The sequence below is a fragment of the Bradyrhizobium sp. sGM-13 genome, assembly GCF_018398875.1.
In the GTDB taxonomy this organism is placed as follows: Bacteria; Pseudomonadota; Alphaproteobacteria; order Rhizobiales; family Xanthobacteraceae; genus Bradyrhizobium.
The window spans coordinates 133,034-159,268 of the sequence record NZ_JAGWDK010000006.1 but is presented as its reverse complement, the minus strand read 5'-3'; the positions used below and the strand labels follow the sequence as shown (position 1 = coordinate 159,268).

General features: G+C 59.2%; 19 protein-coding genes and 1 tRNA gene. 3 read left to right on the top strand and 17 right to left on the bottom strand.

From position 1 onward, the window contains the following. Positions 1-339: 339 nt before the first annotated feature. The 15 genes from brxL to KJQ96_RS11255 form a co-directional block, all read right to left on the bottom strand. Positions 340-2,469: a BREX system Lon protease-like protein BrxL gene (brxL, locus tag KJQ96_RS11325; RefSeq protein WP_213286696.1), complete on the bottom strand. Its 2,130-nt coding sequence runs from the start codon at positions 2,467-2,469 to the stop codon at positions 340-342. Beyond that, positions 2,466-4,988, bottom strand: coding sequence for a PglZ domain-containing protein (locus KJQ96_RS11320; protein ID WP_213286695.1), 2,523 nt, complete (start codon positions 4,986-4,988; stop codon positions 2,466-2,468). The genes brxL and KJQ96_RS11320 overlap by 4 nt, the downstream gene beginning before the upstream one ends. Beyond that, positions 4,985-6,835: a DUF262 domain-containing protein gene (locus KJQ96_RS11315; RefSeq protein ID WP_213286694.1), complete on the bottom strand. Its 1,851-nt coding sequence runs from the start codon at positions 6,833-6,835 to the stop codon at positions 4,985-4,987. Before KJQ96_RS11315 ends, KJQ96_RS11320 begins: the two co-directional genes overlap by 4 nt. Continuing rightward, positions 6,832-8,742, bottom strand: coding sequence for a hypothetical protein (locus KJQ96_RS11310; RefSeq protein ID WP_213286693.1), 1,911 nt, complete (start codon positions 8,740-8,742; stop codon positions 6,832-6,834). The genes KJQ96_RS11315 and KJQ96_RS11310 overlap by 4 nt, the downstream gene beginning before the upstream one ends. Further along, on the bottom strand, positions 8,739-10,628 hold the full coding sequence (locus KJQ96_RS11305; RefSeq protein WP_213286692.1) for an Eco57I restriction-modification methylase domain-containing protein: 1,890 nt from the start codon (positions 10,626-10,628) through the stop codon (positions 8,739-8,741). The genes KJQ96_RS11310 and KJQ96_RS11305 overlap by 4 nt, the downstream gene beginning before the upstream one ends. Before the next feature lie 2 nt (positions 10,629-10,630). Further along, positions 10,631-14,257 carry a BREX system P-loop protein BrxC gene (gene brxC, locus KJQ96_RS11300; protein WP_213286691.1) on the bottom strand — a complete coding sequence of 1,209 codons (3,627 nt, stop codon included), beginning with the start codon at positions 14,255-14,257 and terminating at the stop codon, positions 10,631-10,633. Positions 14,258-14,287: 30 nt separating this feature from the next. Continuing rightward, the gene (locus KJQ96_RS11295; protein ID WP_213286690.1) at positions 14,288-14,863 is read right to left on the bottom strand and encodes a BREX protein BrxB domain-containing protein; all 576 of its coding nucleotides are present in this window, start codon (positions 14,861-14,863) and stop codon (positions 14,288-14,290) included. Beyond that, positions 14,844-15,632 carry a DUF1819 family protein gene (locus KJQ96_RS11290; RefSeq protein WP_213286689.1) on the bottom strand — a complete coding sequence of 263 codons (789 nt, stop codon included), beginning with the start codon at positions 15,630-15,632 and terminating at the stop codon, positions 14,844-14,846. Before KJQ96_RS11290 ends, KJQ96_RS11295 begins: the two co-directional genes overlap by 20 nt. Positions 15,633-15,634: 2 nt before the next feature. Continuing rightward, complete coding sequence (locus KJQ96_RS11285) at positions 15,635-16,111, bottom strand: BrxE family protein (RefSeq protein ID WP_213286688.1); 477 nt, start codon at positions 16,109-16,111, stop codon at positions 15,635-15,637. Positions 16,112-16,697: 586 nt separating this feature from the next. After that, positions 16,698-17,543: a hypothetical protein gene (locus tag KJQ96_RS11280; protein ID WP_213286687.1), complete on the bottom strand. Its 846-nt coding sequence runs from the start codon at positions 17,541-17,543 to the stop codon at positions 16,698-16,700. A gap of 116 nt (positions 17,544-17,659) precedes the next feature. After that, positions 17,660-18,388: a hypothetical protein gene (locus tag KJQ96_RS11275; protein ID WP_213286686.1), complete on the bottom strand. Its 729-nt coding sequence runs from the start codon at positions 18,386-18,388 to the stop codon at positions 17,660-17,662. Position 18,389: 1 nt separating this feature from the next. Beyond that, positions 18,390-19,088: a hypothetical protein gene (locus tag KJQ96_RS11270; RefSeq protein ID WP_213286685.1), complete on the bottom strand. Its 699-nt coding sequence runs from the start codon at positions 19,086-19,088 to the stop codon at positions 18,390-18,392. Next, positions 19,085-19,651 carry a hypothetical protein gene (locus tag KJQ96_RS11265; RefSeq protein WP_213286841.1) on the bottom strand — a complete coding sequence of 189 codons (567 nt, stop codon included), beginning with the start codon at positions 19,649-19,651 and terminating at the stop codon, positions 19,085-19,087. Before KJQ96_RS11265 ends, KJQ96_RS11270 begins: the two co-directional genes overlap by 4 nt. A gap of 165 nt (positions 19,652-19,816) precedes the next feature. After that, positions 19,817-21,385 (bottom strand): DUF6538 domain-containing protein, encoded by a 1,569-nt coding sequence (locus KJQ96_RS11260; RefSeq protein ID WP_213286684.1) that lies wholly within the window; start codon positions 21,383-21,385, stop codon positions 19,817-19,819. 85 nt (positions 21,386-21,470) lie between these two features. Further along, a tRNA-Leu gene (locus KJQ96_RS11255) sits at positions 21,471-21,557 on the bottom strand. A gap of 149 nt (positions 21,558-21,706) precedes the next feature. Between KJQ96_RS11255 and KJQ96_RS11250 the strand changes: the two genes are divergently transcribed. Then, positions 21,707-22,687, top strand: a complete 981-nt coding sequence (locus KJQ96_RS11250; RefSeq protein ID WP_213286683.1) for a complex I NDUFA9 subunit family protein — start codon at positions 21,707-21,709, stop codon at positions 22,685-22,687. A 105-nt stretch (positions 22,688-22,792) separates the two neighbouring features. On the opposite strand, the gene KJQ96_RS11245 is transcribed toward KJQ96_RS11250, so the two are convergent. After that, a complete protein-coding gene (locus tag KJQ96_RS11245) occupies positions 22,793-23,599 on the bottom strand; it encodes an undecaprenyl-diphosphate phosphatase (protein ID WP_213286682.1) in 807 nt (268 codons plus the stop codon). A 289-nt stretch (positions 23,600-23,888) separates the two neighbouring features. On the opposite strand from KJQ96_RS11245, the gene KJQ96_RS11240 reads away from it, so the two are divergent. Together KJQ96_RS11240 and queG are read left to right on the top strand one after the other, a co-directional pair. Further along, positions 23,889-24,581 (top strand): glutathione S-transferase family protein, encoded by a 693-nt coding sequence (locus KJQ96_RS11240; RefSeq protein WP_028347923.1) that lies wholly within the window; start codon positions 23,889-23,891, stop codon positions 24,579-24,581. Continuing rightward, entirely contained in the window at positions 24,530-25,717 is a 1,188-nt protein-coding gene (queG, locus tag KJQ96_RS11235) for a tRNA epoxyqueuosine(34) reductase QueG (RefSeq protein WP_213286681.1), read from the top strand. The genes KJQ96_RS11240 and queG overlap by 52 nt, the downstream gene beginning before the upstream one ends. A 21-nt stretch (positions 25,718-25,738) precedes the next feature. Here the strand turns inward: queG and KJQ96_RS11230 are convergent, their stop codons facing one another. Further along, a complete protein-coding gene (locus KJQ96_RS11230) occupies positions 25,739-26,209 on the bottom strand; it encodes a nuclear transport factor 2 family protein (protein ID WP_213286680.1) in 471 nt (156 codons plus the stop codon). Between the last annotated feature and the right edge of the window lie 26 nt (positions 26,210-26,235).

Below are 26,235 nucleotides of genomic sequence, written 5' to 3'. Positions count from 1 at the left end.
GCCAAGCCTGATGCCGTTTCTGGCCGATTCGTAGGCGTGCTTCAGATCCTTAATAAGCCGTTCGCGGTCCGACTGTGAAACCCCCGACATGATCGTTATAGTCCGAATGGCCCTCTCATATGCACCGTTGACAATTCCGATCCGCTTCACGTCACCTTTCTGAAAGGCGTCATACCCGTCATTTCGAAGGTACCTGCAGGTCCTTTGCCCCAGAGCGTCGGCTCGCGAACGCGCGCTCGAACGTTTAACCGGCTCTTTCACCATCCCCTCCCGCAGAAAAGCTTCAACTCCCGGCCGAAATTTCGACTTTGGATTTAGCTGCGCACAAGCAGTTTGGGACTATCTAAGCCGTTTAGGCAATGGACCGACTGGCTCAATACGGAAGATATCGACCTTTGTCTCAAGGCATTTGCGCAGGCTTAGATCGTTTGCTCCGACTTCAAACCAGCTTCCGGGCCTTTGATAGAAATCGAGCCCCCTCCCGATCTTTATGACCCAGCCATTGTCGAGGCGGATCTCCCGGTCGTGCATGTTGGGGTTCAACTTCACATCGAGCACGACATCCGATTCCAAAAGGCTCTGCTTGAGGCTGTCGATCTTCTCAGAAATATCGGCGAGCTGCGTCTTATCGTCGTAACCGGTGATCAGATTGATCGCCTTAGTCGTCCCAGATTTTAGACAGGTCTCACAGAAGCGGACAAAATTCTGAATCTGATGAGACAGGCGAATATACGGGTCCTCGATCGTGACTTCCCTAGCGCCTCGCAGATACGGCCCCATGATCGACTCGTAGCTGTACCCGGTGTCGCCGTACAAAATCGTGAAATGCCGCTCCTGCGGCTCTGAAGGAACCGGCTCGAGCTCGACCTCATGGCCGCCGACGGAAGGCTGGGCAGGAGCAGCTGACTGCCTGGATGTGGCAGGGTCCGCCCGCTCTGTCCCTGGCTTGGTCGCACTCTCCGTTTCAGCCTCTTTGAGCCGCCGGCGCGCCGGTTGCTGCGTCGCGAGCGCGTCTTTGGACTCTGCGCAGAACACGACGACTTCTTCTCCGGTCGCCGTGATGAACGAGAGGTTGATGCGCGCAAACTCGTCGTCGGGCTTTCGCTTGTTCATTTGCTCCTTCACGCGACGCCGACATTCTGTGGCGTAGGCGACGTATTCCTCAAACTCCTGATCGGTGGCGGCGCCGTCCGGATGAAGGATCTTCAAGAAGGCCGCGACCGTCTTCTTGATGCCCTTCTCATCTCGCCCTTCGATGGCATTGCCGAGCCGGATCCGGCGGCTGACCTCTTCGTAGCGGTTCGTATGTTTGAATTGGTAGTGGAAGGCCTCAGCGAGATAGTCGGTGATGAAGCCGTAGCGGTTTGTCAGAAACTCGCTGCTGTTCTTGGGCATCTCCCAGCCCGGGATGTAGGCGGCAAACCGGTCCATCACCGCCAGGTCCAGCTCGGGGGGAAGCGGCTGGAAAAGATCGTATTCGGTCGAGTTTACGACCTGATCGACCGAAAGGTCGATGTTGCCGACAAAGCTCAAGCTTGCGTCGGCGATAACCTCCGCCCCGCGCGAGAAGCGACCGTTGGCCATGAAGTCCTTCATGATCTGGATGGTGTCTGGATCGCGAACCTTGATGCCGCCCACCTCGTCGAATGCGACCGTGTCCCAATATCCGACAAGCCCAACCTTTCGGCGCGCATTATTGTAGAATAGCGTCGCCTTCGTCGCCTGACCGCCAGAGATCAGGGTCGCGTAGGGGGAAAACTCGCTGAAGAAATAAGACTTTCCCGTGCCGCGTGGGCCAAGCTCAATATAGTTGTAATTCGGCTCAACCAGAGGCGCCAAGCGCGCGATATAATGCAGCTTTACCCGCTTGGAGAGCTTGGCCGGCTCCAGGCCGACTGAACGCATGATCGAGTCGAGCCACTGATCCCGTGTGAAGGCTCTTCGTCCTTCCGCATACTGCTCGAAGTCAAAGCGAGAGAGCTGAATCGGGCGCAAATCTTCAATGTAGAAGGCGTAGTCGTCTTCTTCGATAGCGTTGTGCGCCAGCGTCACCTCGGCCCAAATCCCGCCTTCGAGGAGGCGATCGTTGTCGCGGTAGAATTTCTCACCGACAGCGATGCGCTGGGAATTGAAGTTCTCGAGAGACGCCCAGTGGCGCTTTTCCTTCTCGACAAATCGGACATGCACTTTATCGATGAACCGGTGCTTGCCCTTGGTCGCGACCATAGACTGGGCTGCGTTCGCCTCGTCAGGACGGACGTAATTGTCCTGCAGCGTAGCCAGTACGGCCTCCATCCCCGCGTCGATCTCGGCCTGGTCGTCGCTGGCGCAGAATCGTGCGAGAAGGAACTCCAGCACGAACGTCGGTACGTTCGTGCCCTTTTTGATCCGATGCAGCAGGTCCTTGCGGACGACCTTGCCGTCGAATGCCGATGTCAGTTGCCGATCGAGGTCATCCAATTGGATCATACCGTATAGTCCGTTTCGAGAGCGAGGAGGCTGAAGCTCGCTAAGGTCGTGGGATTGAGCGCTTTGACGGAAAACTTCCCTTCGAATTCCGGATCCATGCGCAAGGCGATCTGCTTGCTCTGACCGGGCATGAGGGTGAGGGTGCGCGTTGCGGGGTTCACATCGCCACCAGGCCGCGGTTCACCAACGACATTGCCTTTGGCGTCTTGCGCCTCGATCAGCACCTCGACGCTCACGTCCTGCGAGAACATGTCGTCGGATTGCACCCGGATATCGATCACCGGAACGCGCGTCGTAATGCGTTTGGCGCCGTTCTTGTAGGAAAGCTCCACGGTCACCTTGCCGACCACGGCATGCTCATCCGTGTCCAAGCGCGCCACGAGCACGGGCACGACCGCTTCGGCGAGAGAGGCGCCGCCGTGGAAATAGAGGTGTCCCGCTCGGTAAGGCGCCATGCTGCGAGGCATTGCGATCTGTGTGAAATCGCCCCGAACGCCGAGTTTCTCGGCGCCGACGACCGCACTGTGCGTGTCAGCGTTGCCGTCACCCAACATCATCCGATCGTGCGCAATAACCGGCCAATTGCCCTGGGGTTTGATGCACACATCGCCGGCTTTGGCCTGGGCATTCAGGAAGAAGCCGTGGTCGGTCACGATGATCGCTTCCTTGAAACCCATGCCGCGAAGTTTATAGAGCGCAACGCGGACGAGCTTCAGTGTCCCCGGGATCAAGCCGAGGGTGGTCTCGGGGTTGCTCTCCAGTTGGCTGTCGATCTCGGTGGACCGCAGAACGAGGAGATCAACCCTCTCGGAGATTCTCGGCTTGCCGCGAACGAAGTCGTTGAGCAACATCTCCTGGAAACGGTCGCCGAAGCGCTTCCGCAGAATCTCCATGCGCTGGCTGACGTTGCCGACACGCGCACCGCCCAGCTTGGGCGCCAGCGAGTCCGCCTCCAGGCCGAGCGTCAATTCAGTCCGAGCGCCGGGCAGGAGGCTTGCCATTCCCACGACCGTGATCGTCGGAAGTTGGGCGTAGGCTGCCTGCAGCTCGACCGGCCCGTCTTCCGCCAGCATCTTCTCCAACACCACGCCGAGTTCATAGCGCAGCGCGTCAACCATCAGATAGGCCACCCGTCGGCCGCCTTCTCTCAAGCGATCCGCCAGCAGGCGATCAAAGACATCCGAATTGGCCAGGCGCCCCTGCGGAGGCCATCCGGTCGTTTCGATATGCTTGACGAAGACCGTCTGCACCTTCTCGGCGAGGCGACGATAGCGCGCCCGCGCATGGTCGATGACTTCCTGCATCAGGCCATGCGGATCCAGAAAGTCTCCGACCGCTTGCTCGAACTCGCGCTGAAACCGATCCGCTTCCCGCAGGCTGCCTAGGTAGAAATCCAGCAGATCGGCCTGGGAGCGCGCATGGTCGGGCAGCAGACGCTCATAGTCGTCGCAGGCCTCTACGAGGCTGAGACCGGCGCGAATCAGCTCCCACTGAGCCTGGCTCTCGCCCTTCCCCAGCCACACTGAGTTCTTCTGGCGCGCCAGCACGCGACGGGTGACGTCAGTGTCGTTGGCCGAAATCCCCTTAATTGCAGCCTTGAGGAAGGTTCGCTCCTCGAATGGGAACGTGTCGCGTTCGCCCAGGTCCTCAATCGAACTGCACTGACCCGGCAGATCCAGTTCGGCTTCGATCGCCTCGGCCCGTTCGATGTACGAGTTACGGGTGCTCGGGTTGCTGCGCAGGCGATCGCAGACATCCTCAACGATTGGCTTCGCCTCGGCGGGCGCATGCGGCACGCCCTTCAGCGCGTCCGGCAATGCCACCGGCAGATCGAACACGAATTCGCTGAACAGCACGAACCGCCAAAGCTCGTCGGCGAGTGCGTTCCAGGTTTTGCCCCGCGTCTTGACGCTCATCCCGAGTGTCGCCTGTAAGAAATCGCGGGCCTCCTGAATCCAACCGTCAGTGAGCGCTTCCGCCTGCCGTGCGCTCGGCGCCAACAGAGCGGCCAAGATCTCGCGCCCGGATTCGACCTTCAGCGCTGATCGTAGTTGCGGCCAGCTGGTGCCGCCGCCGATCGCGTTAATGACTGAGAAGGCAGGCCCGTTCGGAGAACCCGCGAACACGCGGCGAACATCGGTCCCGTGGTCGGGCTTCGCCCGCAGGCAAAGGCTCAGATATTCGTCGCCATCGTCTCGGGGGAATACCGCGCCGCTCTCTGCATAGATCGAGAATGGATCTACTTGCTTCTCTTCATCGGTCACTGGACGCATCTTGGGCACATAGATCAGAACCGCGTCCAGGTCGCTTTTGGGACGAGCGCACTCGCGCAACGCCATGATTGCGGCCAGGCGGCTTTCGATGCTGCTTTCCGACGCATCGATCACGCGCGTGTGGTCATCATCCAAACCGGTGCAAATGCTGTGATAGCGGCGGTCCGGGTCATAGACGACCATGCAGCCAGCCTCGCGCAAGCGCGGGCGCAGGACGGCGTCGCGGATGAAATCAGCGATACTCATGCCGCTACACTGCCGTTGGCTGTTTGGCGGGACGACCACAATGCCTCGATCGACGGACTGGCTCCCGCCGCCAAAGACTCCATTGCCGCGACGACTAGGTTGGCGCGATCCCGCAGGAAGTCGTCGAAATCTTTCGAGAGTTTTTCCTTTAGTGCGGCGCCCTGTAGATCCGCATAGTGAGCATTCGATAGCAAATCGAAGGATATTAAGTGAGATTTCAATCGGTCCGCCACGACCCCGGCATCCGCCCACGCGACCCTTTCCTGAAGATAGGCGAGCGGATCTTTCCGACCGATAGCGCGGTTAGTCTTCCAGGTAATGAGGGCGCAATTCAATGCCAGAGAACTGTTGATCTCCACCTCGCTAAGGAGCGCGTCGGGAAATATGTGATGATATTCGCGATCTTGAACGCTCTCGTAGTAGGCCCTCTTGTTGTCCGCAAAATCGTAGGCACCCAGATATGTAGTGATCGCCAAAATACCACGAGCCTCGATGCCCATCGCTTTGGGCCATCCTGCGGCCATCAGAGAGTCGGCATTGGCGAGCGGGTACTCTGACCGGTTCAACACAGGAACTGTGAGCTCTTCCTCATTCGTGAATTGTGGCCGTTGCAGGAGGGCCTTGATTGCCTTGAAGTCGGCAAAAGCGCGTGTCGCCGCTGTGTTCTCGTATCGATCGGTGAAAAACGCCGACCATAGGTAGCGGCGAAGCAATCTCTCCGCCTTGGCAAGAAAATCTCCATCGTCGGGGATGAATTCGTAACTGGCTGCGATGACCGCTAGGACCGCGTTGGTCGGCAGGCGGGCCTGGTCGAAAACGCCTTGGCCAGCCAAGAAAGCGGCCATGCGCTCCAACCCGCGCTCCAGTTTCGGCCAGTTGTCGACAAGCACCTTTTTGTCCATGTCGATCATGCCCCGATTGTTAGGCAGTTGGTCTTGCAAGAGGGCCGAGGTCGACAAGATCAGATCACGAAGCTCCCCGTACCTGGCTGCGTGAGGACACTTCTCATGCAGGCTTGCTTCGCGTTGATGAAGCGATTCTTCGTTTACACTCTCGACCTCAGCGACGATTATATCGTAAAGCGACAAAGGCCTGCTATTGGTGTTCATGTTGATGAACACCTGCAGTGCCACCTCCTTCTCCGTTTCAGCAGGCAGAGACAGGTACGGAAGATTGAAGAATTTGACCCGCTCGCGCAAAGCAGAGATCTTCGATTTGAGCCGGTCCTGGAACGCGCTGTAGTCCTCGAGCTTAGTGAACGCATCCGCTTCATCGGGCTTTGGCTTTAACGGCAAGGACGCCATCTTCACCCAGCCCTCGATCTCGCCCGAGATGTCCTCGGGCCGAAGGAGCGAGAGCGGAACCAGGCCACGTTCGAGGCACTGGGCGGGATCCTCGGCCCACCGCGGCATGCGCAGTTTGTTCTTGTTCACCCATCTCGGAATGCAGCGAATCGCCGTTTCGCCCGATGCCTCCCCGATCCGATCGAACTCTGGCAAGTCGATGAAATAAGCCTCCCATTCGTAGTTGTTGTGCACCGACCGCCAGAACGCGGTCAGCCGTTGTTGGCCATCGAGGAGATGCTGGGTCACGGTACCGGGCACGGCAGGCTCCGCGCTACTGATGTAGCGTGAAATGAACTTTCCCTTGCCGGCGACTTCTAGCGCCAGCGTGACCCCCACAGGCAGGTTATTGATGATCGTGTTGAGGAAGCTGGTCACACGTCCGCGGTCCCACGCTTCGAGACGCTGGAAACGGGGCAGTTTGATCTGCCCCTGCTGGATTTGCTGGAACCAGACGCCCAGGGTCCTGTCCTGCGCCTTGCTCGATTGCTGCATAATGCTCATTTTGCCCCCCGGCGTTTCTTCGCATTCTTCGGTTCAGGTTCGACGTAGAGCTCCTCCAGGCCATGAGCCATGGCGAGAGACTTGTCGGTCTTGCACTTCTCTCGCACCCGGTCGGGCCAGTTGGCCATGGCGAGATGCGTCCAGTCGTAATCGCCCTTCGCTAGTTTTGCCCAAGTGTCCTTCAGCAATTTCTGCCAGGGCTTGTGGCGGAAGAGCGGCCAAAGCGGTGCTGCGGTGATCTGAATGCCGTCATCGTGGTTCAGGCGATAGGTCGGTGCAATCTGTAGCAGGACATCACGCAGCTCGATCAGCTCGAGGTCCAGAGACTGCAGCGCCTCGAAGCTCTTCTCGTCTTCGCGTGTGCGCGCCCCGCCCTTGTTGCGCAGCGTGGCAACCTCCTGGCCGACCTGCTTCAGCTTCGGCTCGATAAAGTCGTTGACCGCGGTGTAGAGCGTCTGGCTTGTCAAACTCGGGTAATAGAGCCAGAGCGTATAGCTGCCAGATGCAGTTGAGAGCGGCCAATAGATGGGCGCCTTGCGGCGGCTCTTCGAATAGCGCTGCAGGTGGAAGGGAAAAAAATCGCGTTGCAGCCAGCGGCGTACATCCGATGGCACGGGGGCTTCGACACGGGCGAGCACTTCTTCCACCAGCCGGGCGAGGTCGTGCGGATGACCGGAGTCGTCCACCAGGATGCCCGGATGGGTGTGGAACGGAGCCGCGCCCTCGGGCAGCATGCCGGGGCTTCTTGTCGGCAGTGGGTCAAAGGGTTCCGGCTCAGGAGGGATGCTGCGCTCACCCGTCGCCAAACGCCAGTCGAAGCGGGCAAAAGGCACACCCACGGCCCAGCTCAGCAGCCCCGCGCTTTGGTCGATCGCGGCGGCGCTGTCTTCGTCCTCGGCGTCATCCTCGACCGTTTCGCTGGCCTCGATCTCGCGCTCCGTCAGCGGGCCATTGCCCGCGTGCGCAGCGACGCGGTCGGCCCCGCTAAAGCCATAGAGGTCGAAGGCGATGGCGTTGATCTCGGCCTGTATGCGCACCAGTTCCTCCTCGATGGCCGGTGGGTCGTAGTCACCTAGACGGGCGCGTAGGGCCGAAGGAAGCAGGAAGGCATGAGAGGTTTCCTCTACGGTATCGAGCCTTTGCTTGAGAGTCCAAGCGCGCCGGGCAAGTGCAGACAGAGTCACCTGCTGTTCAGTGCTAATTTCGGGAACTGGGGTTTGTTGGATCAATCCAACTTCGAAGGATTGCGCCAGCTCGGTACGCGCCAATTGCACTGAAACCAGCAGACCAAAGGCTTTGCTGTTAACGATTGCGCAAAGGGATAACAATGCTTCGGACTTATCGCCCGCTACAAAGACAGCCGGCCCTTTGTCGGCAAAAATGCAGCCCCTAGGCATCATGCGAAAGCTGAGGCCATTCGTACGCCGTGGCCATGTGAGGCCGGGCCGGAAATAAAACTCTGCAGAGGCTGGCAAGAGCGATGGTCGATGCGGAAGTCCATTAAAAGAATGAAAAGTTCGTAAATCCACGTTCCAACGTGCGACCAAGTGAAGATCGCCATAGAAGGTGCCAAAGGCTCCGCCTTTGGCTACAGGAACATATGTGCATTTTCCATCTGGCTGATTGGATTGCTCCAGCCATAGTCTGAGCCAACGAAAGTCGTCGCCATTGACTCCACCTTGTCGGGCAACATTCTCCTCGTTTTCCAATGCTGGCAGGTTGGCAAAAACCTGACGCACCGCCTCACTTACCCAATACGCAAACGGAGCCCCGGGCACCGCACGAAATGACTCAGGCGAAACCTCGAACAGCCCCGCACTATCAGAATTGGTACGTAAGGCCTTGCATGTCGCCAGCAAGCTGCTGGCTTTGTCCTTGTCCGCAAGTAAACGCAGGAAGGTCGTCATGCCTGCTTCTCCAGCACATAGGCGGCAGCTTCAACTGCGGCATCATCCATCACGCCAAACCCCAGATCGGCCATGACCTCAGGTCGGGAGATGCCCAGCACGATCTCCTCGCGCCATTTCTGAAAGCTGCTGAGAAAAAAGCAGGTGCGCGAAGTGATCGCGCCCAGGCGGCCACCGCCTCGCAATAGCTCCAGACCGCGCTCAACGAAGATGGAGAGCAGGTCGTTCTTGCTACGAGGATAGGTCTTCACGAGTTGGTCCTTTGTGACCGCGGCCAACGCGCCGAATGGCGGGTTCATTACAACCACGTCCATAACCTCTCGCGTCAGTTCGATGATCCGCAGCCCCTGCAAGGCATCCTGGGCGAAAAGCCTCCCCTGGTAGGTGGACCGCGCTGCACTAGCGAATTCGGTCAGCGCCTCATGCAACCGCGTTTCAGCCTTCTGCCACTGAGCTATGTCCGCGTCCTTGAACAACGCACCATGCTCGCCGAAGACGTTCCGAATCAGGCTTGGTAGCTCCTTTTCTACATGGAGCAGCACGCCGAGCTCCGGCAGCCCCTTCAGCAGAAACAGCGTCCTCTCGAACAGGTCGGCATCCAGCGGATCAAGCCCTTCCATGAAACGCTTGCGCAACTCCACTTCGGCCGGCGGCGCCACCGCCGCCACGACATTCCCACGTCCGACTCGCGGCCGGTCCTTGGCCTTCACGCCCGCTTCATGCCAGGCCCTCTGCGCCCGCAGCCACAGCGCCAGGGAGGCGATCTGCGCCGCGCGCGGATCGATATCGACGCCGTAGATGTTGTGCTCGATGATCAGCCGCGGCATGTCGTGCAAGAAAGCCGCCTGGTCGGCATAAGTCTGAGACAGCGGCTTCAGATCGAGGCTGCCACCAGTCTCCGTATCTAGGCAGCCAGGGCCGTGCGCCTGCTCCCAATCCCAGGCCTCACGGTAGATCTCCAGGAACAGGTCGAGAGCGTAGAGTCCGAAGTGCATCGAGCCGCAGGCCGGATCGATCAGCTTGACTGTGCGCGGATCGCGCAGCCGTTTCGCTGGCTCGGGCTGTTCATCGGGTTTGACGAGCAAATATTGGCAGCGGTCGTGCAGGCATGTCTGCCCGCCGGTCCAGTTGAACCAGAGCTGGCCCAGCGTGTTGTCGACCAGGAACTCCACCACATAGCGCGGCGTGAAAAACTGGTTGCGCACCGCAAGTTCGCGACTGTTGCGTGGCGCCTGGGAGGCGTCGCGCATCGCTTTGCGCTCTTCCTTGGAATTGAAATATTGGTAGATCCAACCGATCGTCTCATCTTCGGCCCAGAGCGGATCGATCTCGCCGTGGTTGATGAGTTCGAGGACCTGGATCAAAGCCGCCTCGCGCGGGAACAGGCGCCCCTGCGGCGAAAAGCGGTCGAAAAGCCCGGGCAGATCCTGGGACAGCTCGTCGAAGATGCTGTGCAGGTAGACGCGGTAGGCGTCACCGGTTTCGCCCAGGGCCGCGCCGGCCAGTCGGGAATAGAGCTGGAAACCCTTGGCCTGATAGCCGTTGCCGACGGACTCGATCAGCAGCCCGCGCGCCTCGGCCATCCGCAAGGCCGCCAAGCGGTTGAGCACCGTGAAAGCCTGCTCACGCACGATGCGGTCCAACCCGGACTTGGCGTCAGTATCCGAGCTCGCGCAATAGTGGGCCAGCGTATCGCGCAGGATGCGGGCGCTCTCGCGCTGCTGGTCGTTGATATGCCGGAGGCTCTCGAACGGCGCCACGGTCCCGGAGACCGGGTCCATCCCGTAGTCATTTTGCAACTGACGGGTGAATTCCTCCTCTAGCGTACGTCGCGCCTCGGTAACGAAGCGCTGCAGCCGGTTGCGGGTGATCTGATCAAACGCCATCGTCACGCATCTCCGCCGAGGACGAGCGACACATCGATTTCATCATAAAGCAACAGCTGCGCTTTCAGCTCATTGAGCTGAAAAATCAGCGCGTCCAGTTCGCCGGCCGAGGCGAGTTTTGCTGGGACCGAGATCGACCGCGACAGCTTCGCGGTTTTCTCAACTTTGATCTTTGCTGCTTCCTCGTCGAACTCCTGGCGCTGCCTCTCCTGATGCTGTCGGGTGATCGATCGTTTGAGGTCGTCGATCGTGCTGCTGATGTCATAGTCGCGGGCCAGCAGTTTCTTGAGTCCAATTAGGTTCTCCGAAACCGTCAGCGCCAGCGCCTCTAACCGCGTGGCAGCATTGCCGCGTTCTTCCTGCGTGAGCCCAGCCCATTCAGGCACGCGCTGCAGGTCCTCGACGCTCTCCTTCAATCGCAGCTTCTGCTGGTCCGAGAGGGAGATCACCGCGTCCCGTACTCGGCCCTTGATGTGCGTGAGAAGCGAACTGAGGTCGGCGGCATGCTTGAAAAATTCTTCTTTCTTCAAGCGCTCGGACAAGTTCCCCAGATCTTCACCCAGTTCCTTTCGGAGTTCCCCAGGGGCGCCCGTGTTGGGCAGCTCCTCAATCTCGTGGCGATGGGACTGGAGCTCGCGCACGGTCGCGTCGAGGCCGTTGTCCAGCGCCCGCTTTGCTTCGAACGCCCATTTCACGTTGTCATAGATGGCGGAGTCCTCCGCCCCCAACCGTTGCGGAGCATCGGACGCGTCGGTGAACAGGACATCGGCGATGTCCTTATTCAGAGTCCGACTCCGATCGGCGCCGCCAAGGCCCAAACCGCTCAGCTTTTCCGACAGCGAACCATAGTCGTGCTGGAAGCGAGGGAAATGCTTCGCGGCCGCCTTGCTGATTTCCTGTTCAAGGGGAATGACCGTTTCGCCGACCAGTTCCGTCAACCGCTCGGCGGCCCGTCCGAGCATCTCGATAGACGGGCGCTCGTCGCGCAGCGCCACGCCAATTGGCTTGAACGAGTTGTTGGTCTTCAGGGCGTCGATCGCCTGCTGCCCCGCCGCGGTAACCTCACGTCCAGAGACCTTGAGCTTGATTTCCCCCGCCATCAGCATGGCGGCGAGGATGTAGCGGGCGGTGTCGGGCGACCATCCAAAGGGATCGCTGCTGAAGTCGTCGAGCAGTCGCTTGCCATCGACCGTGCCACGCTTGTCGATGTAGTCGCGTATGCTGATCATGGCCTTATGGTCGGAGCGAAAAGAGGCACGACCAGCGACTATTTGCACTAGACCAAGCGGATCTAGACTGCTGCTTATGGCCGCAGGATTAGCGACCTTGAGCAATTTTTCGGCAGTGTCTGTCGCGACTCGGACTGGCGCCTCTGCGTAGCGGTCAAAGACTTGCTCGGCGACGTCGGTGAGGAGCTTCTTTGCTGCTTCCAACAAATCAACATTGAGGGCGGACACCGCTGTGGCCTGCCCGCGAAAAACGAACGATCCGCCCTGCAGGGTCTGCTTGATCTTGCTCTGAAGCTGAACGGCAAGCTTAGATGCCCGATCAAGCTGCGCCCCGCAATAATCCCGGACCTCTTGGTCGGGTTCATTGCGATGAAGTTCGGCGATGCGCTGGCTGCGGTAAATCTCGTTGGCAACGTCGTCCAGTTCGGGATTCGCCCGAGCCAGCAGGCCGATGGCGTTTCGCCCTGTACGGCTGCGCGAGTCGTCGAGCATGCGATTGCGCGCGGCGTCGTAGTCTGCCGCAGGCACCAACTCGACGACCGTCTGGATAGGATTCTGATCGCCAGCAAGGCTGGTCACCGCACTGCCCGTTTGCGCCTTGAGGCCTGATGCAACGGCCAAGGTCCCATGCAGATTGACCCGCGGCAGCGGATCGAAAACCTCGCGCAGGGCGTCATTGAAGGCGCGCCTAACGTCCACCGAACGCAAGGCCAGCGCACCGCGCTCCTGCTCGATATCCCGAAGCTTCTCGCTCAGAAAAACGAGGCTGCCATCCTTCTCGCCCAGCGGCACGTGCACGTCGCCGAGCATTTCCTCGACCGACTTTTGTACCTCTTCGAGCTGAGACGGGGCGGTAACCGACGGATGCATCAGGCTAGCGACGTTCTGCAGGGTCACCGGCAAATTGCCTAGTATCTGCAAGACGGCAACGGTTTTCGCGATGTCCTGATGTCGCTGCGTGTCCGGAAACCGAATGAGGACCTTCCCGACAGCTTGATGGATCGATGGGAACGCGCGCCGAATGTCCTTCTCCAGCTCGTCGTAGAGCGTAACGGTAGTCGCGAGCCAGCCAACAGGTTGGTCGGCCATCGCCGTCGACCCACCCTCTCCCTTGAGCACGTCTTGGACCACCTTGATGGCCGACCGCAGGCCAATGCCGCCGGTCGACTTCGCCAAGGCGCCCAGGAGGTGCAGAAGGATATCAAAATGAGCCGGAAGGAAAGGATAGAGGTTAGTGAACGTCTCACGGCTGAAGTCCGCGTCGTAATACTTCGCGTCCTGCAGCTTGGTGTTGTGCCGAAGCGCCTGGCCGTGGGTATCAAACCGCTCTCCCAGTTGCTCCTCGCCGGCCGGTGATTTCTCGAGCAACCGGCGATAACAGATCTCCTTGATATCACTGGATTCGAGGTCGATCTGGATCGGAAACCGATCCTTGAGCTTATAAAGCTTATCCGAATTCAGGGCCGCCCGCGGGTCATCCTCGGTCAGGGTCTGCTGCGCCGTGGATATGATCCAGACCTTCCCGTCACCCAGTCGTTTGAGGTTCTTGGCCAAGCCGTCGAGATTGAGGATCAAGTTGTCGCGTGACGCGACATACTGCCCGACCTCGTCGACGATAAAGATGATGTTCTGCTTGCCGCTCTTCTCGCGAACAATGTCGATCATCTCCTGGACGCGTTGATCCTCGAACTGAAAGAAGCCCTCCGTGCTTGACGAGAAGGACTTGGCCTCGGGGAACAGTCCCGGATACATCTCATGCGCGATCTTTGGGATGAGCCCATCGATCGCAAGCGGATTGTTTTGAACGCGATCCCAGGATGCGCCCGGCAAGGCCGCTGCGACACGCCGATGCAGTTCTTCGGTGCGATTGTCCTTTTCGATCATTCGCTCGAAAGCAGCAACCTTAAGGTTCCGCGAATAACCGGCCCACTGGAGGACCTTGAAATAGAGGACCGTGGAAACCTCTTCCATAGTTGCGCCCGCCAGCATCTCACTGGCCAAGTCGAGCAAGACAACCGCTGCAGGGAAGCGTTGCGCGACCGTGCTGAGCAACGCCTTCGTTTGGGGCTTATGCAGGCGGTCCTGCAGGTGCTTGATGAACGGGGTTCCGTCGATCGTGCGCTGGTTGTCGAAGGCGAGGCCAAGATACTTGGTGAACGAGCTCTTGCCCGAGCCGTAGAACCCTGACACCCAGACGCCGACCTCGTTCTCTCCGCCCGCCTCCATGGCGAGCTGCATGCGATCGAGAAGCTTGCGGAACTGCTCCTCGATGCTCTCGGTCACGACATATTCGGAGATCTCAGCCTTCAGGCGCTCTTCTTGCGCAGCGCTATAGGTGATAACCTTTTCGATCGTCCTGTAAATATCCTTGGACGGATCAAACAATTGCCGAATGTTCATAGCGTTGTCTCCCAGCCGCTTATTAGTTCTCTAACCGCCAACATGGACCGACCGGTAATTCCCATCTTCCGGGTAGAAACCCAGAAACTTCAAACGGGTTTTTCCTGTTCGAACGCCGGGATAGAGGAAAACAGTCGGTACATGGAATTGTCCTTGGAGCTGACTTTCGATCGCTCCAATCCGCAGAAACGGATGGAGCGCCTCCAGGTCCGTCACCAACAGGAGAGCATTCGGCTTAGCTTCGAGCGGCTTAAGCGCTTCCTCCATGCGGCGAAGCAGGCCGCCGCCTGTCGTGACAATGTCGGCCAACGCCTTATTGGTGCGCGCCCAGTCGAGGGGCGAGGCTTTGTCCTCCATGAGACAGAGCGACCAGAATGGATCGCGCTGAAGGAGATCCCAGAGGTTCTCGGCGATCGAAAATGTGTGAACGCCCCAACCCTCTTGATGAAGCTTCGCCACCCACGCAGGCGTTTGACGCTTCGCCTCCAGGATCTGATCTGGCGAAAAGATCAGGTAGTAAATAGGTTCGAAACTGGCGTGGCCGAGCTCGCGCCCATGCCGGATGCGCTCGCGCAGTTCGTCAAAATCAGCCCTGAGAGAGGACATCGCAAAGCACCTCCATGCTCGGTTGTTTCCAACTGATCCGAACGACTTCGCCCGCCACCTGGATTATGAGATGCCCCTTGAGGGAGAGTTTCTTGAGCTCCTCAAGCACATCCTCTCGGGCTAATCCAAATAGTTGCCAATCGGGATGGGTCAGCAGTGCATTGTCTCCAACGCCCGCGAAATGAAGATCGTAAGCAAGATACGCTGAAGCGGGGTACGAGATCCGAAGCGGCAGTATTCGACGGCTCGATCGCGACCCACGCTCAAGCAAGCCATAGTCCGCACAGCACCCGGTCAAATAGGCGGAAACCCGTCTGACCGTAGACTCAGACCAGCGCTTCGCCATCTTTCCGTCGTCGATAGCACGTTCCACAAAAGCCCGCGCATCTTCATTGGAAATTTCGGCGTAGCCACCAGCGTACCTGGCCCAATAAACATCACGAATAAAATCGCTCAAGATTGGGTTAGCCCGTCCTGCAAATATTAGCATGAGCTGAGCCAGGTCCGATCCGGTGACGGCACCCAAGACTTGCTTCAGATGTTCAGCCGGAGTTCCATTAGCAATCAGGTAGCGAGGAGCAAAGCATTCAGCGATAATATTGCGTAGACGTCGAGCGGTGACAGTAGGAAACCTTCCGGAGTCCAGGGCCAACTGATGTAGCTGTGACGCCGACATACCCGGCGACCACAATTCCAGCAGCGCTTTGGTCTCGTTAACGAGACCCAAGCCTGCCTGCAATTGAGTCGTGTAAAGAGCCGCCTCGGCCACAGCTATCTCACTAGGTAGGGGAAAGATTGGGTGTTGGACAAAAAGGCCGAACGATAAATCGAGGCAATTTCTGTCAGATGGTCGGCAATATCCCCCACACTTCCGATTGATACAGGCCCCACACCCTCCTTCTTTGCAGAGCCAATCATGTTGGTGAGGGCGTCGAGTGCGGTCTGCTTATCTCGATAGAGATCCGCAGGCGACGATTCCTTGGACCCGCTTTGCACCAGTATATGGAGATCCTGCTCCATTTCCTCCGGAAGGCGGAAAAGGTGATAGGTCCCCACATTCAGGTGTTCGTCGTGGAGACGGCGGGCAGCCTCTACTACCCCATGATATTGGGCGACCTGCGGTGTTTTCGAAAAGATAGGCTCAAGGAACAGTCGGCCCGACGGCTCATAGAATGCGGTCGGCCACCATCCAAACTGTGCTCGCTCGCCAAGAAAACCAACTAGCAACCTGAGTCTTAGTATCGACATAAGTGAACACCGTATCCTAGCGACCCATGTGGGTCTCTCTTAGATGGGGCCGCCGAACGGGTGAACCGATTGCGCAGATCGGTTTTGCCACGTGGATGACTTCAATCGAGTTTTTACGAGGCGACTTCATCGGTGTACCAGATGCGCCCACCCGTTGAGGAGGCGAGCTTGAGAGCAGCCGGATGCACTTGACTCCTTCATCCCTCTGAAAAGCCCCCGCCCTCGCGGCGGATCCTTCTCACGACCGGAGATTGAATCACCGATACCGCGCCCCAATCTCCTATTGGAGATAAGAAGCCCCAATTCCTATTGGAGAAAAGTTGAAGAAGGCTCGGACTGAAACTGCGAAATGATCAATAACACATTGAGATCACTGGCGCGCCATTCAGAATAAAACTGCGAACCCTTATGTCATTGAAATAACGTTATAATTTAGTGGGTCCTACCAGTCTTAGCGGTCCGCGAAGCGCCTGACGGCTCTCCAATCGGCCTTCGGTTAGCAGGGTCGCTCCCATGCCGGAACTGAGGGTAATAGCCCTCGTGAGACGGTAATCACAGGGTGCGCTTTAATTGAGACGGCACTAACCTAACCCGTCTTCCGCTCGCCGCTTTCTCCGTGAACGAGGTCGTGGACCTGAAAACGGTTGGATAAATCCCATCCCTTGGGGATGCGGGTGCGATCACAAAGCATGCAGCGGCAGGGCCGGACGCTTTTCGTCTTCTGTTTCGATAGAAAATCGCGCACTGCGCCGGTCGCACTGCCTGACGGATGAGGGAGTGCCACAACCCGTCCAGGATCGATCCCCGCAGCTTTGGCTGCATGGCGGACGATCTTGGGGCCTTTTTGGCCAAGCGCCACGATATCGGCATCGGTTGGTACGCTCGCGAGCTCCTCGGCAAGACGGGTTTCCACGTACTTCCTGAGTTCCGGATGCTCGAGAGAATCGATTTGGTTGTTGAACATCTTACCCTTGATGAAGGTCGGGTATCGGATGGTCGATGTAAAATGCACCTTGGACGCCTCTTTGGTCCAAAGATAGTCGATGTCCGCGATACCGGCGCGTTCGGCCAGGCCACTATGCTCCAAGAGTGACTTCAAATTCGGTTCGATTATATCGCCGCGGAACGATGACTCGGCCTTTATCCTTTCAAGGTCTGCCTGGGGATCGTCACCTTTAGCGACAGCCACCCGCACAGACTTGTAGCTGCGCCGCGCCTGGTTCGGCCCCGGCGTTACTCCAACGATTACGATCCGGGCATTCCGGTTTACGAAGTCAAACGGAGCCCAAAGAATCTCGATGCCTTCGGCATCGCTCGTTCCACGTGATGGATAGAGACGGAGCGCATTCGGATTCTTCAATTCTCCGTCCAGGTCATGGTCGGAGAGTGCCAGCAAAGTATTCATCATCGCGTTATTCCAGAGCTCAATCACGCACAGACTCAACCTAATAGGGGTTTGGAGAGCCAGGCCAGATCTGTTGAAGCGTCCCAAACGCGACATGTACTATGGCGGCAGCCAGGACTGAGCGACCTGAAATCGGCCGCGCTTCACGACCGTATTTTCGCGTAAAAACCATGAGTGCTCTTTTCGTCATATCGTACGCGGGTATCCCGCTCTGTATCGAGAAGCCAAATTCGGAGCGCACTGCAATCATCTCCATCGACCGGCATGGCTATCTTCTGACCTTCCAGGAAGCGAGCTTGATCTTGCGTACCGAGCTCTGCCCAGAATCCGTCTGTCGCCACGACGAACTCTTTCTCAAAATTCAACTCCATCGCATCAGGGGCCAAAAACTCCCGGGCGCGAAAACTCCGGGTCAGTCGATGCCGTGTCGTAAGCCCGGCTATTGTCGCAACCGGCACATGTCCCGTGGCGTTAGCGAGCGTGTGAGGCTGGCTTAACCACTCGATTTCATCCGTTTTGTCCCGTCGTCCCAACAGACAATCACCGGCATGCATGACGAGAAGCGCGTCATCCTGTATATGCATAATCATGTAGCTGGCTGAAGCTCGGGGATGCAGCCGGGACAAAGTTCCGTGAAGCTGTCTCAGCTGCACGGTCAAGCTCTCCGAATTTATTTCCTCGTCAGAAGCGACGTACCAATCAACCATGTCGCGTATGATCTGCCGTGCAAGTATGCCGCTGTCGGGAGCGGTCGTCGATCCGTCGAGAACGACGCACAGCGCTTCATCGGCTCGTATTCCAATGCCGCCGCAATCGCGATTATCGCTGGTGCGCGTGCCGGTCTGGCTGTGCCAACTGACATTGATCGCCATTCTAATCACCGCCGCCGCTCAAGGCGATGAAACGCTTGCGAACGATGTCAACACGCCCTTCCGGTCCCCGAATATTGCCTTCGAGAAAATAATCGAATTCGGGATTATCGAGCAAAGCTGCGAACTGTTCTGCAATGAACTGCCGGATGTCATCGTCCGCCGCCAAGACTTCCGCAACGATTTCCGGGCGGCCATCGACAATCAGGAGGATGTCCTCCAGATCGCGGCTCGTGAAGAGATCGCCTTCGCCGCGACCGAGATAGGCCTCCAACTTCGTGCCTATAAACAACTCCGGCGTCAGGCGCCGTATGTCGAGGGTGTCGGTTAGCGGACAGGTTACCGCAGTTGCGATTCCCTTCGCATACCAACGGTTACTGAACCCGAGAATGTCGGCATCATCGGGCATAAAATCGACTTTAAGTTCGCCGAGCCGCATCCGGCAGATGACCGTATCGTCGTGTGACTCCGAAAACCCTTTTTCACGGAGCTGCACCTGCAGCTCCGCCCAATCCGAATATCCGGCGAGGTCGACAATAAGGTCCACATCGTCCGTGGCCCTTACGCCTTCAAGTGTAACTTCATCAGTGATGAAAAGGGCGGTCGTGCAACCGCCCACGAATACAAGCCGCTCGCGAAAATCGTCTCCGAGCGCCTCCGCAACGGTCTGCAGCATCTGAAGAAGTTGGCCTCTGACGGTCATTTCTTCAGCAACCTTTCGGAAAGCCTATCTCCGGCAAGCCCAACTTCTCTTTGATTTCCGAGCCGGATCGCGTCCACGAGAGCCAAATATTCATACAGCCGCTCATCTCTCTGCACGGCTTCGGGAACGCTCTTGAACAATGGCTGTACAGACTGCCCCATGTCACGTCCCTCGGCGGCCGGCCAGACGTAAATGTACTCTCCGCCGCTGACCAGCTGGCCTTTGAGCATTGGCGCGGCGAACGCGGTAGGAATACCACGCGTCATAGCGCCGGGCTTTGCAGGAAAAACAAACTTCAGGCCATGGACGATGAAGCTATGAAGATTGCGGCGATTGGGCTTAGGCCGACCGGAATCACGGTCTTTGATGGCCAGCCCTGTTGAAACGCTGCGCTTTATTGAGGCGTTGATCTCGGTCTTGCTGATGCCCAGGAGCGACTCAAGCCCGCGCACTGAATACGGTGCTTCACTCGGGAAGCTCCATTGGAGCGCCCCCGAACCCTTTTCCTCTTCCTCCTGAAGGCTTACGAGCTTCAGCAAAACCACGATATCTTGGCTTTTAATCCCATTCATGCGAGCCGTCCTCTGTCCTGGGACTGAGGACAGTACAGCACCACCTTGCGGCTGCTGTCAAATGAAAACGACGCCTGGGAGTCATGGCGATAGGGGTTCACCCACAAAACCCGTTTCAAATCAGACTGTTAATCGTGAGGTTCGTGTAGCTTGGCTTCACCTCTGGTCCGGAGTTTTTGTAGCCTTGAGATCGAGGGCGGGAATTTTCTTCAACTCGCGAAACAAGGCTTCCATCGGAAATTCCCCATAGCTGTCAGCCACGCTTTTTTGCCCGTGACCGGTGATTGCCTCAAGGAGGTCTTTCGCCAACCCGTGCCGGCGTCCCAGCGTTTTGATTCGGTGGCGCCAGGAATGGCTTGGTGAGAGGCGCAGGTCGGTGATGCCGAGCGATCGCACAAATCGGCCAATGACCTTGGTGCCGTTTCCACCCCGCTTGCCAAATTTATCGGGCTGGAGATGGGGAAAGAGCGGGCCCGCTCCGACGCTTGCGACGAACTTCAAAAACCCGCTGTCGATCAGCGCTGGATGAAGCGGAATCGTACGTTCCGAGCTGCTGTTCTTGAGCGGACCCGCCTCAGGGTCGAACTTCATGCACCGGATACCGTCGATCTCGACCACATCCTCGACGCGCAACTGGCAAAGTTCGGATACCCGTGCGCCGGAATAGGCACCCAGCCATGGCACCCAGCGGCGGACCGAATCCTTCTCCCGCAAGGATGCCGCTAAAATCACGCGGGCTTCATCATCCGTAAAGCTGCGCTTTTTCTCGGTCGCGATCGCCTTGACCTCGATCGTGACATGATCGGCTGGATTTTTCGCGAGCCGGCGGTTGTCGACGCCCCACTGCAGGATCGCCCTTACCGGCGCCAATTTCGCGTTCTGGATCGTCTTCGGCCGCAAGCCGGCCTCAACCATCGAGCCTTTCCAGGCAATCAGATCTTCGCTCAAGATTCTGCCGGCGTTATCGTGGCCCAGAAAGGCTTCGAGCTGGCGTAGCACACGGCTCCATTCGTAAAGCGTCTTTTGGGCGGGTTTGCGCTCGGCGGACCACCCCTTGGCGAGTTCGGCGAGCGGCACCGGCAAGCCCGTGTCGGGCACAACCGAAGAATTGCCTTGCCACACCCCTCCAGCCCCTCCAACCCGCGGGCCGACGCCGAATTCACCCTTCGCGTAACCCGCAAGCGTCAGGCTGGCACGCTGGATGGCAAAACTAAGCGCCTTGGCGAGAACCAGTTCGCTCTCTTGGTCGACCACCAATCCACGCGCCGCAAGGCAATCCTTGGCACCGGCGCGGCACCAATTCTCCATATCGCGGAGCTTTGCGACGTCGGGATCGTACTCAGACAGAAATTTTGACGCCAGCGGGCCCGCGAGAGCCGCCGGGGACCGCCAGAGGCGATCGCCGAGATCGACCCGCCAGGTGGTTTGTTCGCTTGGGTTGTTCTTGTAGAGTTCCAGCCAGCGATCATGCGAGACGGCAGCCAGCTCGTGGGCCTCACGTTCGCTCAGCGTGCGGCCCCCGCCGCGCAGATTGGACCACCGGGCCTCGACCTCAGCCAACGCGTCGGCATGCCGCCGCCGCGCGATCGATGGGTCCTTTGTCTGCAGGCTGCGCTTCTCTTCGCGCTTGCCAACGAGCGCGCGCAAGTCCGCGGGAACGGCCCTGCGAAACCAATAGACACCGCTGTCGGGATGCTTCCACGGGCGAGACATGCTGAGGGGCATTTGTACCAGCCTTTTGTACCAAGCCGGTAGCCCTAAGCGTCTGATTTTGCGTTACTTGTGTGGAAACAATCGCCTAACGAAGCGATGGTGCCCAGGAAAGGACTCGAACCTTCACGGCCGTGAAGCCACTGGCACCTGAAGCCAGCGCGTCTACCAATTCCGCCACCTGGGCCCGGGCGGGTTAGTAAGGATCGGTCACGCGCTTGTCAAATCGCTTCAATGCCATCCGAAATCCGCTGTACAGCGGAGCCGTGTTGGCGTATCGCGAATCCGCTAAATCCCACCGATATCTTCGAATTTGACCGGCAGGAATTGACCCCGATGGCACTGCACGCGGCAGCGAACCTGGAAACGCTCATCACGGTGTTTGGTGGATCGGGCTTTCTGGGGCGAAACGTGGTCCGGGCGCTGGCCAAGCGCGGCTATCGGATTCGGGTGGCGGTACGGCGGCCCGAACTGGCCGGGCACCTGCAGCCGCTCGGCCGCGTTGGCCAGATCCACCCCGTGCAGGCCAATCTGCGCTACCCGGCTTCGGTGGAGGCGGTGATGCGCGGTTCCGAAACCGTGGTCAACCTGGTCGGCACCCTGGCCGAGAGCGGCGCGCAGACCTTCGACGCGGTGCAGACCAAAGGCGCCGAAACCATCGCCAAGGCCGCCGCCGCCATCGGCGCGCAGATGGTGCATGTATCGGCGATCGGCGCCGACGAGAATTCGCCCTCGGCCTACTTCCGCTCCAAGGCGGCTGGCGAGAAGGCCGTGCTGGCGGCGGCGCCATCGGCCACGATCCTGCGGCCGTCGTTGTTGTTCGGGCCCGAGGATCAATTCACCAACCGCTTTGCGTCGCTTGCCCGGATATCGCCGTTCCTGCCGCTGATCGGCGGCGGCGAGACGCGGGTGCAGCCGGCCTATGTCGCCGACGTCGCCGACGCGGTCGCCGACGCCGCCGAGGGCAAGACCAAGCCGGGCGCGACCTACGAGCTCGGCGGGCCTGATGTGCTGACCATGCGCGAGATCATGGAAATCATCCTCAAGATCACCGACCGCAAGCGCATGCTGGTTTCGCTGCCGTGGGGACTGGCGAGGCTAAAGTCGCACTTCCTGCAATTCGCGCCGGGTCCGTTGAAGCTGACGCCGGACCAGGTGGCGATGCTGCAAGTCGACAATGTCGTGTCGGACGAAGCGAAGGCGGCTGGTCTGACGCTGCAGGGGCTCGGCATTACGCCGCAAGCGATGGAAGCGATCGCCCCGCAATATCTCTGGCGCTTCCGCGCCGCCGGGCAGTTTCAAAGGAAGAGCGCGTAGTTTTTTCGTAGGGTGGGCAAAGCGAAGCGTGCCCACCATCGCGAGCGCAATGCTGGATGGTGGGCACGGCGCAAGAGCGCCTTTGCCCACCCTACAATTCGAGACCTACTTCCCCAGCGCCAGCGCGATCAGGCCGAGCATGCCGATGGCGACGCGCCACCACGCAAAGAACGTAAACCCGTGGCGGGTGACATAGGTGAGGAACGTCTTCACCACGATCGCCGCAGTGATAAACGAGACCACGAAGCCGATCGCGACGATACCAATGTGATCGGTCGTCATCTCGGCGCGGTTCTTGTAGAAATCATAGCCGAATGCGCCGACCATGGTCGGGATCGCGAGAAAGAACGAAAACTCCGCGGCCGATCGCTTGTCGCCGCCGAGCAGCATCGCCGCCACGATGCTGGCGCCGGAGCGCGAGACGCCGGGAATCATCGCCACGCATTGCGCAATGCCGATCCACAGATACATCAGCAGCGGATAGCGTGTGGCGTCATGCTGTGTCGGCTTGAGATAGAGTTGATCGACCCACAACAGAATTGCGCCGCCGACGATCAGGGTGAAGCACACCACCCACGGATTGAAGAGAAACTCCTTGATGTACTTGCCGGCAACCAGGCCGATGACCACCGCAGGCAGAAACGCCAGCAATACGCCGATCACGAAACGCCGGTCGTCGGAGTTGGTGAACATGCCAAGCGCGACGCGCGACAATTTGACGAAATAGAGCATGACGATGGCGAGGATCGCACCGAGTTGAATCAGCACGACAAAGCTCTGCCAGAACGCGCCCTCACCAAGCCCAAAGAACCGTTGCGCGACCAGCATATGGCCGGTCGACGAAACCGGCAGGAATTCCGTGACGCCCTCGATGATGCCGAGAACCACCGCCTTCACTACATCCGACATCATGATGGGGGTCCGTTTTGACTGGAAAGGCCGGGTCCTTCTCGCCTATTCATCCCGATGCCGCAATCGCAAAAAAACGCCAAAGACAGTTGCCTCTTGCGCCGGCTTGGCTATAGCGTTTTCGGGCGAACTGAATCCCGGTTCGCGCAAACAAAACGCGTCAAAACAAAGGCTGGAGCCTATTCGGTTCTGATTTCAGGCAGAACCGAATAGGCTCTAGCGTCGCGAATCGCATGACGCGGCTTGACCGCTCGGGTTCCTTGAGCGTCGCCGCGAATTGTTCAAGGATTTCATGTACACGCTCTATCATCATCCGTTCTGTCCGCATTCGCGCTTCATTCGCCTGGTGCTGGGCGAACACGGCCTGGACCTGCGCCTGGTGGAAGAGCGAGCCTGGGAGCGGCGTGAAGGGTTTCTCGTGCTCAATCCCGCGGGCACCACACCGGTGTTGATGGCTGACGGCTTTCCGCCGATTCCCGGCGCAGGCGTCATCGCCGAATATCTCGACGAGACGCACGGCCTGGAGGCGGGCGAGCGGCGGCTGTTGCCGGCGTCGATGGCGGAGCGCGTCGAGGTGCGGCGGCTGATGGCGTGGTTCAACGAAAAATTCTTCGAGGAGGCCTCGAACCCGCTGGTAACCGAACGCATCTATAAGCGTTTCATGAGCGAGGAGAATGGCGGCGGCGCGCCGGCGGCCGACGTGATCCGCGCAGCCAAGGCCAATGTGCGCTATCATCTGGCCTATATCGGCTGGCTGGCGCAGACGCGCAATTTCCTCGCCGGCGACCGGCTGAGCTACGCGGATCTCGCCGCCGCGGCGCACCTTTCGGCGATCGATTATCTGGGCGATGTGCCATGGAGCGAGGACGAAGCGGCAAAGATGTGGTACGCGCGGGTGAAATCCCGCCCGTCGTTCCGCCCGCTCTTGAGCGAGTGGCTGGCGGGCGTTCCGGCGTCACGCACCTACGTGGACCTCGACTTCTGAACCAGGCCGTCAAGCTCTCCGCCACCGATCTAAAGTCCGCGCTCGTGCGCGAAGCCGCGACGCTCGGTTTCGATTGCATCGGCGTCACCGATCCCGGCGCGCTCGGCAATGCCGGAAAGTATTTCCGCGAGTTCCTCGATGACGGCGCGCATGGCGACATGGACTGGCTTGCGGCTCAGCCCGAGCGGCGGATGGATCCGCGCGTGCTGTGGCCGGGTGTGCGGTCGATCATCATGCTCGGGTTCAATTACGGACCCGATGACAATCCGCTCGCGCTCCTCGAAAAGCGCACACGCGGCGCAATCTCCGCCTACGCCCAGGGCGACGACTATCACGACGTGATCAAGAAACGCCTGAAGACGCTGGCGCGGTGGCTGGTCGCGGCTTCGGGCGAGGACGTAAAGGTGTTCATCGATACTGCAGCGGTGATGGAAAAGCCGCTGGCGCAGGCGGCGGGCCTAGGCTGGCAAGGCAAGCACACCAATCTCGTCTCGCGCGAATTCGGCTCATGGCTGTTTCTCGGCGCGATCTTCACCGCTGCCGAGCTGCCGCGCGACACCGCCGACACCGACCATTGCGGCTCATGCAATGCCTGCCAGGAGATCTGCCCGACTGCTGCGTTCCCTGCACCTTACAAGCTCGATGCAAGACGCTGCATTTCCTATCTGACGATCGAGAGCAAGGGCCCGATCCCGCGCGAATTCCGCAAAAGCATCGGTAACCGCATCTATGGCTGCGACGATTGCCTCGCCGTGTGCCCGTGGAACAAATTCGCGCAAAAAGGCCGCGAAACCAAACTTGCCGCGCGCGCGGAATTGCGCGCGCCTGCGCTAGCAGAGTTGGCGCGGCTCGACGACGCCGCATTTCGCGCTCTGTTTTCGAAATCGCCGGTCAAGCGCATCGGCCGCGACCGCTTTGTCCGCAACGTGCTGATCGCGATCGGCAATGCAGGGGATGCGGCGCTGGCGACTGAAGCAGAGCGATTGCTCGAGGATGCAAGCCCGCTGGTTCGCGGCGCAGCGGTCTGGGCGCTGTCGCAATTGATGAAGCGGGAGAAATTCGACGCGCTGGCTGCGAGAGCTTCGAAGAGTGAAGCCGATGAAAGCGTTCGGCAGGAATGGCTGCAAGCTTCCTAACCTCCGCCACGGCGCGCGTTGTCACTCCGCCAAATGCCGTTTCATCTCCGGCCGTGCCTTCAGCGCCGCGCCCTGCTTGGCCACGATCTTGGCAATCCGCTCCGCCGCAAATTTGAGATCGACGAAGGCCGGCGCGGTGTTGGCGACCTCGTGATATTCCATGATCATGCCCTCGCGCAGCCGCATGACCGCGACGCCCTCGAACATCGCCCGCGCACCCTCAGCCTCCGGCAGCGTCGAGCGATAGCTGAACGTATAGCGCGCATAGAGCGTGTAGCCGTCACTGACGGGATCGTGCATGTCCCAGCGAAAATCGGTCGCTGTGCGATAGAACCAGTCGTCGATCATGTCAGCGATTTTGGCCCGGCCCTCGAACGCGCCGTAGAACACGTCGTGATAGACGCCGTCCTCGGTGAACAGTTCCGAGAACGCCTTGCCGTTGCGCTGCTCGACGGCGTCGCAGAAGGCGCGGAGCATGGTTGTGGTGTTCACGGTGTTGTCTCCCGAACTCGTCATGC

What these genes read in the sequence shown, in the direction of transcription:
- KJQ96_RS11315 (WP_213286694.1), bottom strand. Translation starts at nt 6,835, where the DNA reads ATGAGCATTATGCAGCAATCGAGCAAGGCGCAGGACAGGACCCTGGGC.
- brxC (WP_213286691.1), bottom strand. Translation starts at nt 14,257, where the DNA reads ATGAACATTCGGCAATTGTTTGATCCGTCCAAGGATATTTACAGGACG.
- KJQ96_RS11245 (WP_213286682.1), bottom strand. Translation starts at nt 23,599, where the DNA reads ATGATGTCGGATGTAGTGAAGGCGGTGGTTCTCGGCATCATCGAGGGC.
- KJQ96_RS11305 (WP_213286692.1), bottom strand. Translation starts at nt 10,628, where the DNA reads ATGGCGTTTGATCAGATCACCCGCAACCGGCTGCAGCGCTTCGTTACC.
- KJQ96_RS11285 (WP_213286688.1), bottom strand. Translation starts at nt 16,111, where the DNA reads ATGTCGATACTAAGACTCAGGTTGCTAGTTGGTTTTCTTGGCGAGCGA.
- KJQ96_RS11320 (WP_213286695.1), bottom strand. Translation starts at nt 4,988, where the DNA reads ATGAGTATCGCTGATTTCATCCGCGACGCCGTCCTGCGCCCGCGCTTG.
- KJQ96_RS11295 (WP_213286690.1), bottom strand. Translation starts at nt 14,863, where the DNA reads ATGTCCTCTCTCAGGGCTGATTTTGACGAACTGCGCGAGCGCATCCGG.
- KJQ96_RS11260 (WP_213286684.1), bottom strand. Translation starts at nt 21,385, where the DNA reads ATGCCCCTCAGCATGTCTCGCCCGTGGAAGCATCCCGACAGCGGTGTC.
- brxL (WP_213286696.1), bottom strand. Translation starts at nt 2,469, where the DNA reads ATGATCCAATTGGATGACCTCGATCGGCAACTGACATCGGCATTCGAC.
- KJQ96_RS11270 (WP_213286685.1), bottom strand. Translation starts at nt 19,088, where the DNA reads ATGACCGTCAGAGGCCAACTTCTTCAGATGCTGCAGACCGTTGCGGAG.
- KJQ96_RS11275 (WP_213286686.1), bottom strand. Translation starts at nt 18,388, where the DNA reads ATGGCGATCAATGTCAGTTGGCACAGCCAGACCGGCACGCGCACCAGC.
- KJQ96_RS11250 (WP_213286683.1), top strand. Translation starts at nt 21,707, where the DNA reads ATGGCACTGCACGCGGCAGCGAACCTGGAAACGCTCATCACGGTGTTT.
- KJQ96_RS11310 (WP_213286693.1), bottom strand. Translation starts at nt 8,742, where the DNA reads ATGACGACCTTCCTGCGTTTACTTGCGGACAAGGACAAAGCCAGCAGC.
- KJQ96_RS11240 (WP_028347923.1), top strand. Translation starts at nt 23,889, where the DNA reads ATGTACACGCTCTATCATCATCCGTTCTGTCCGCATTCGCGCTTCATT.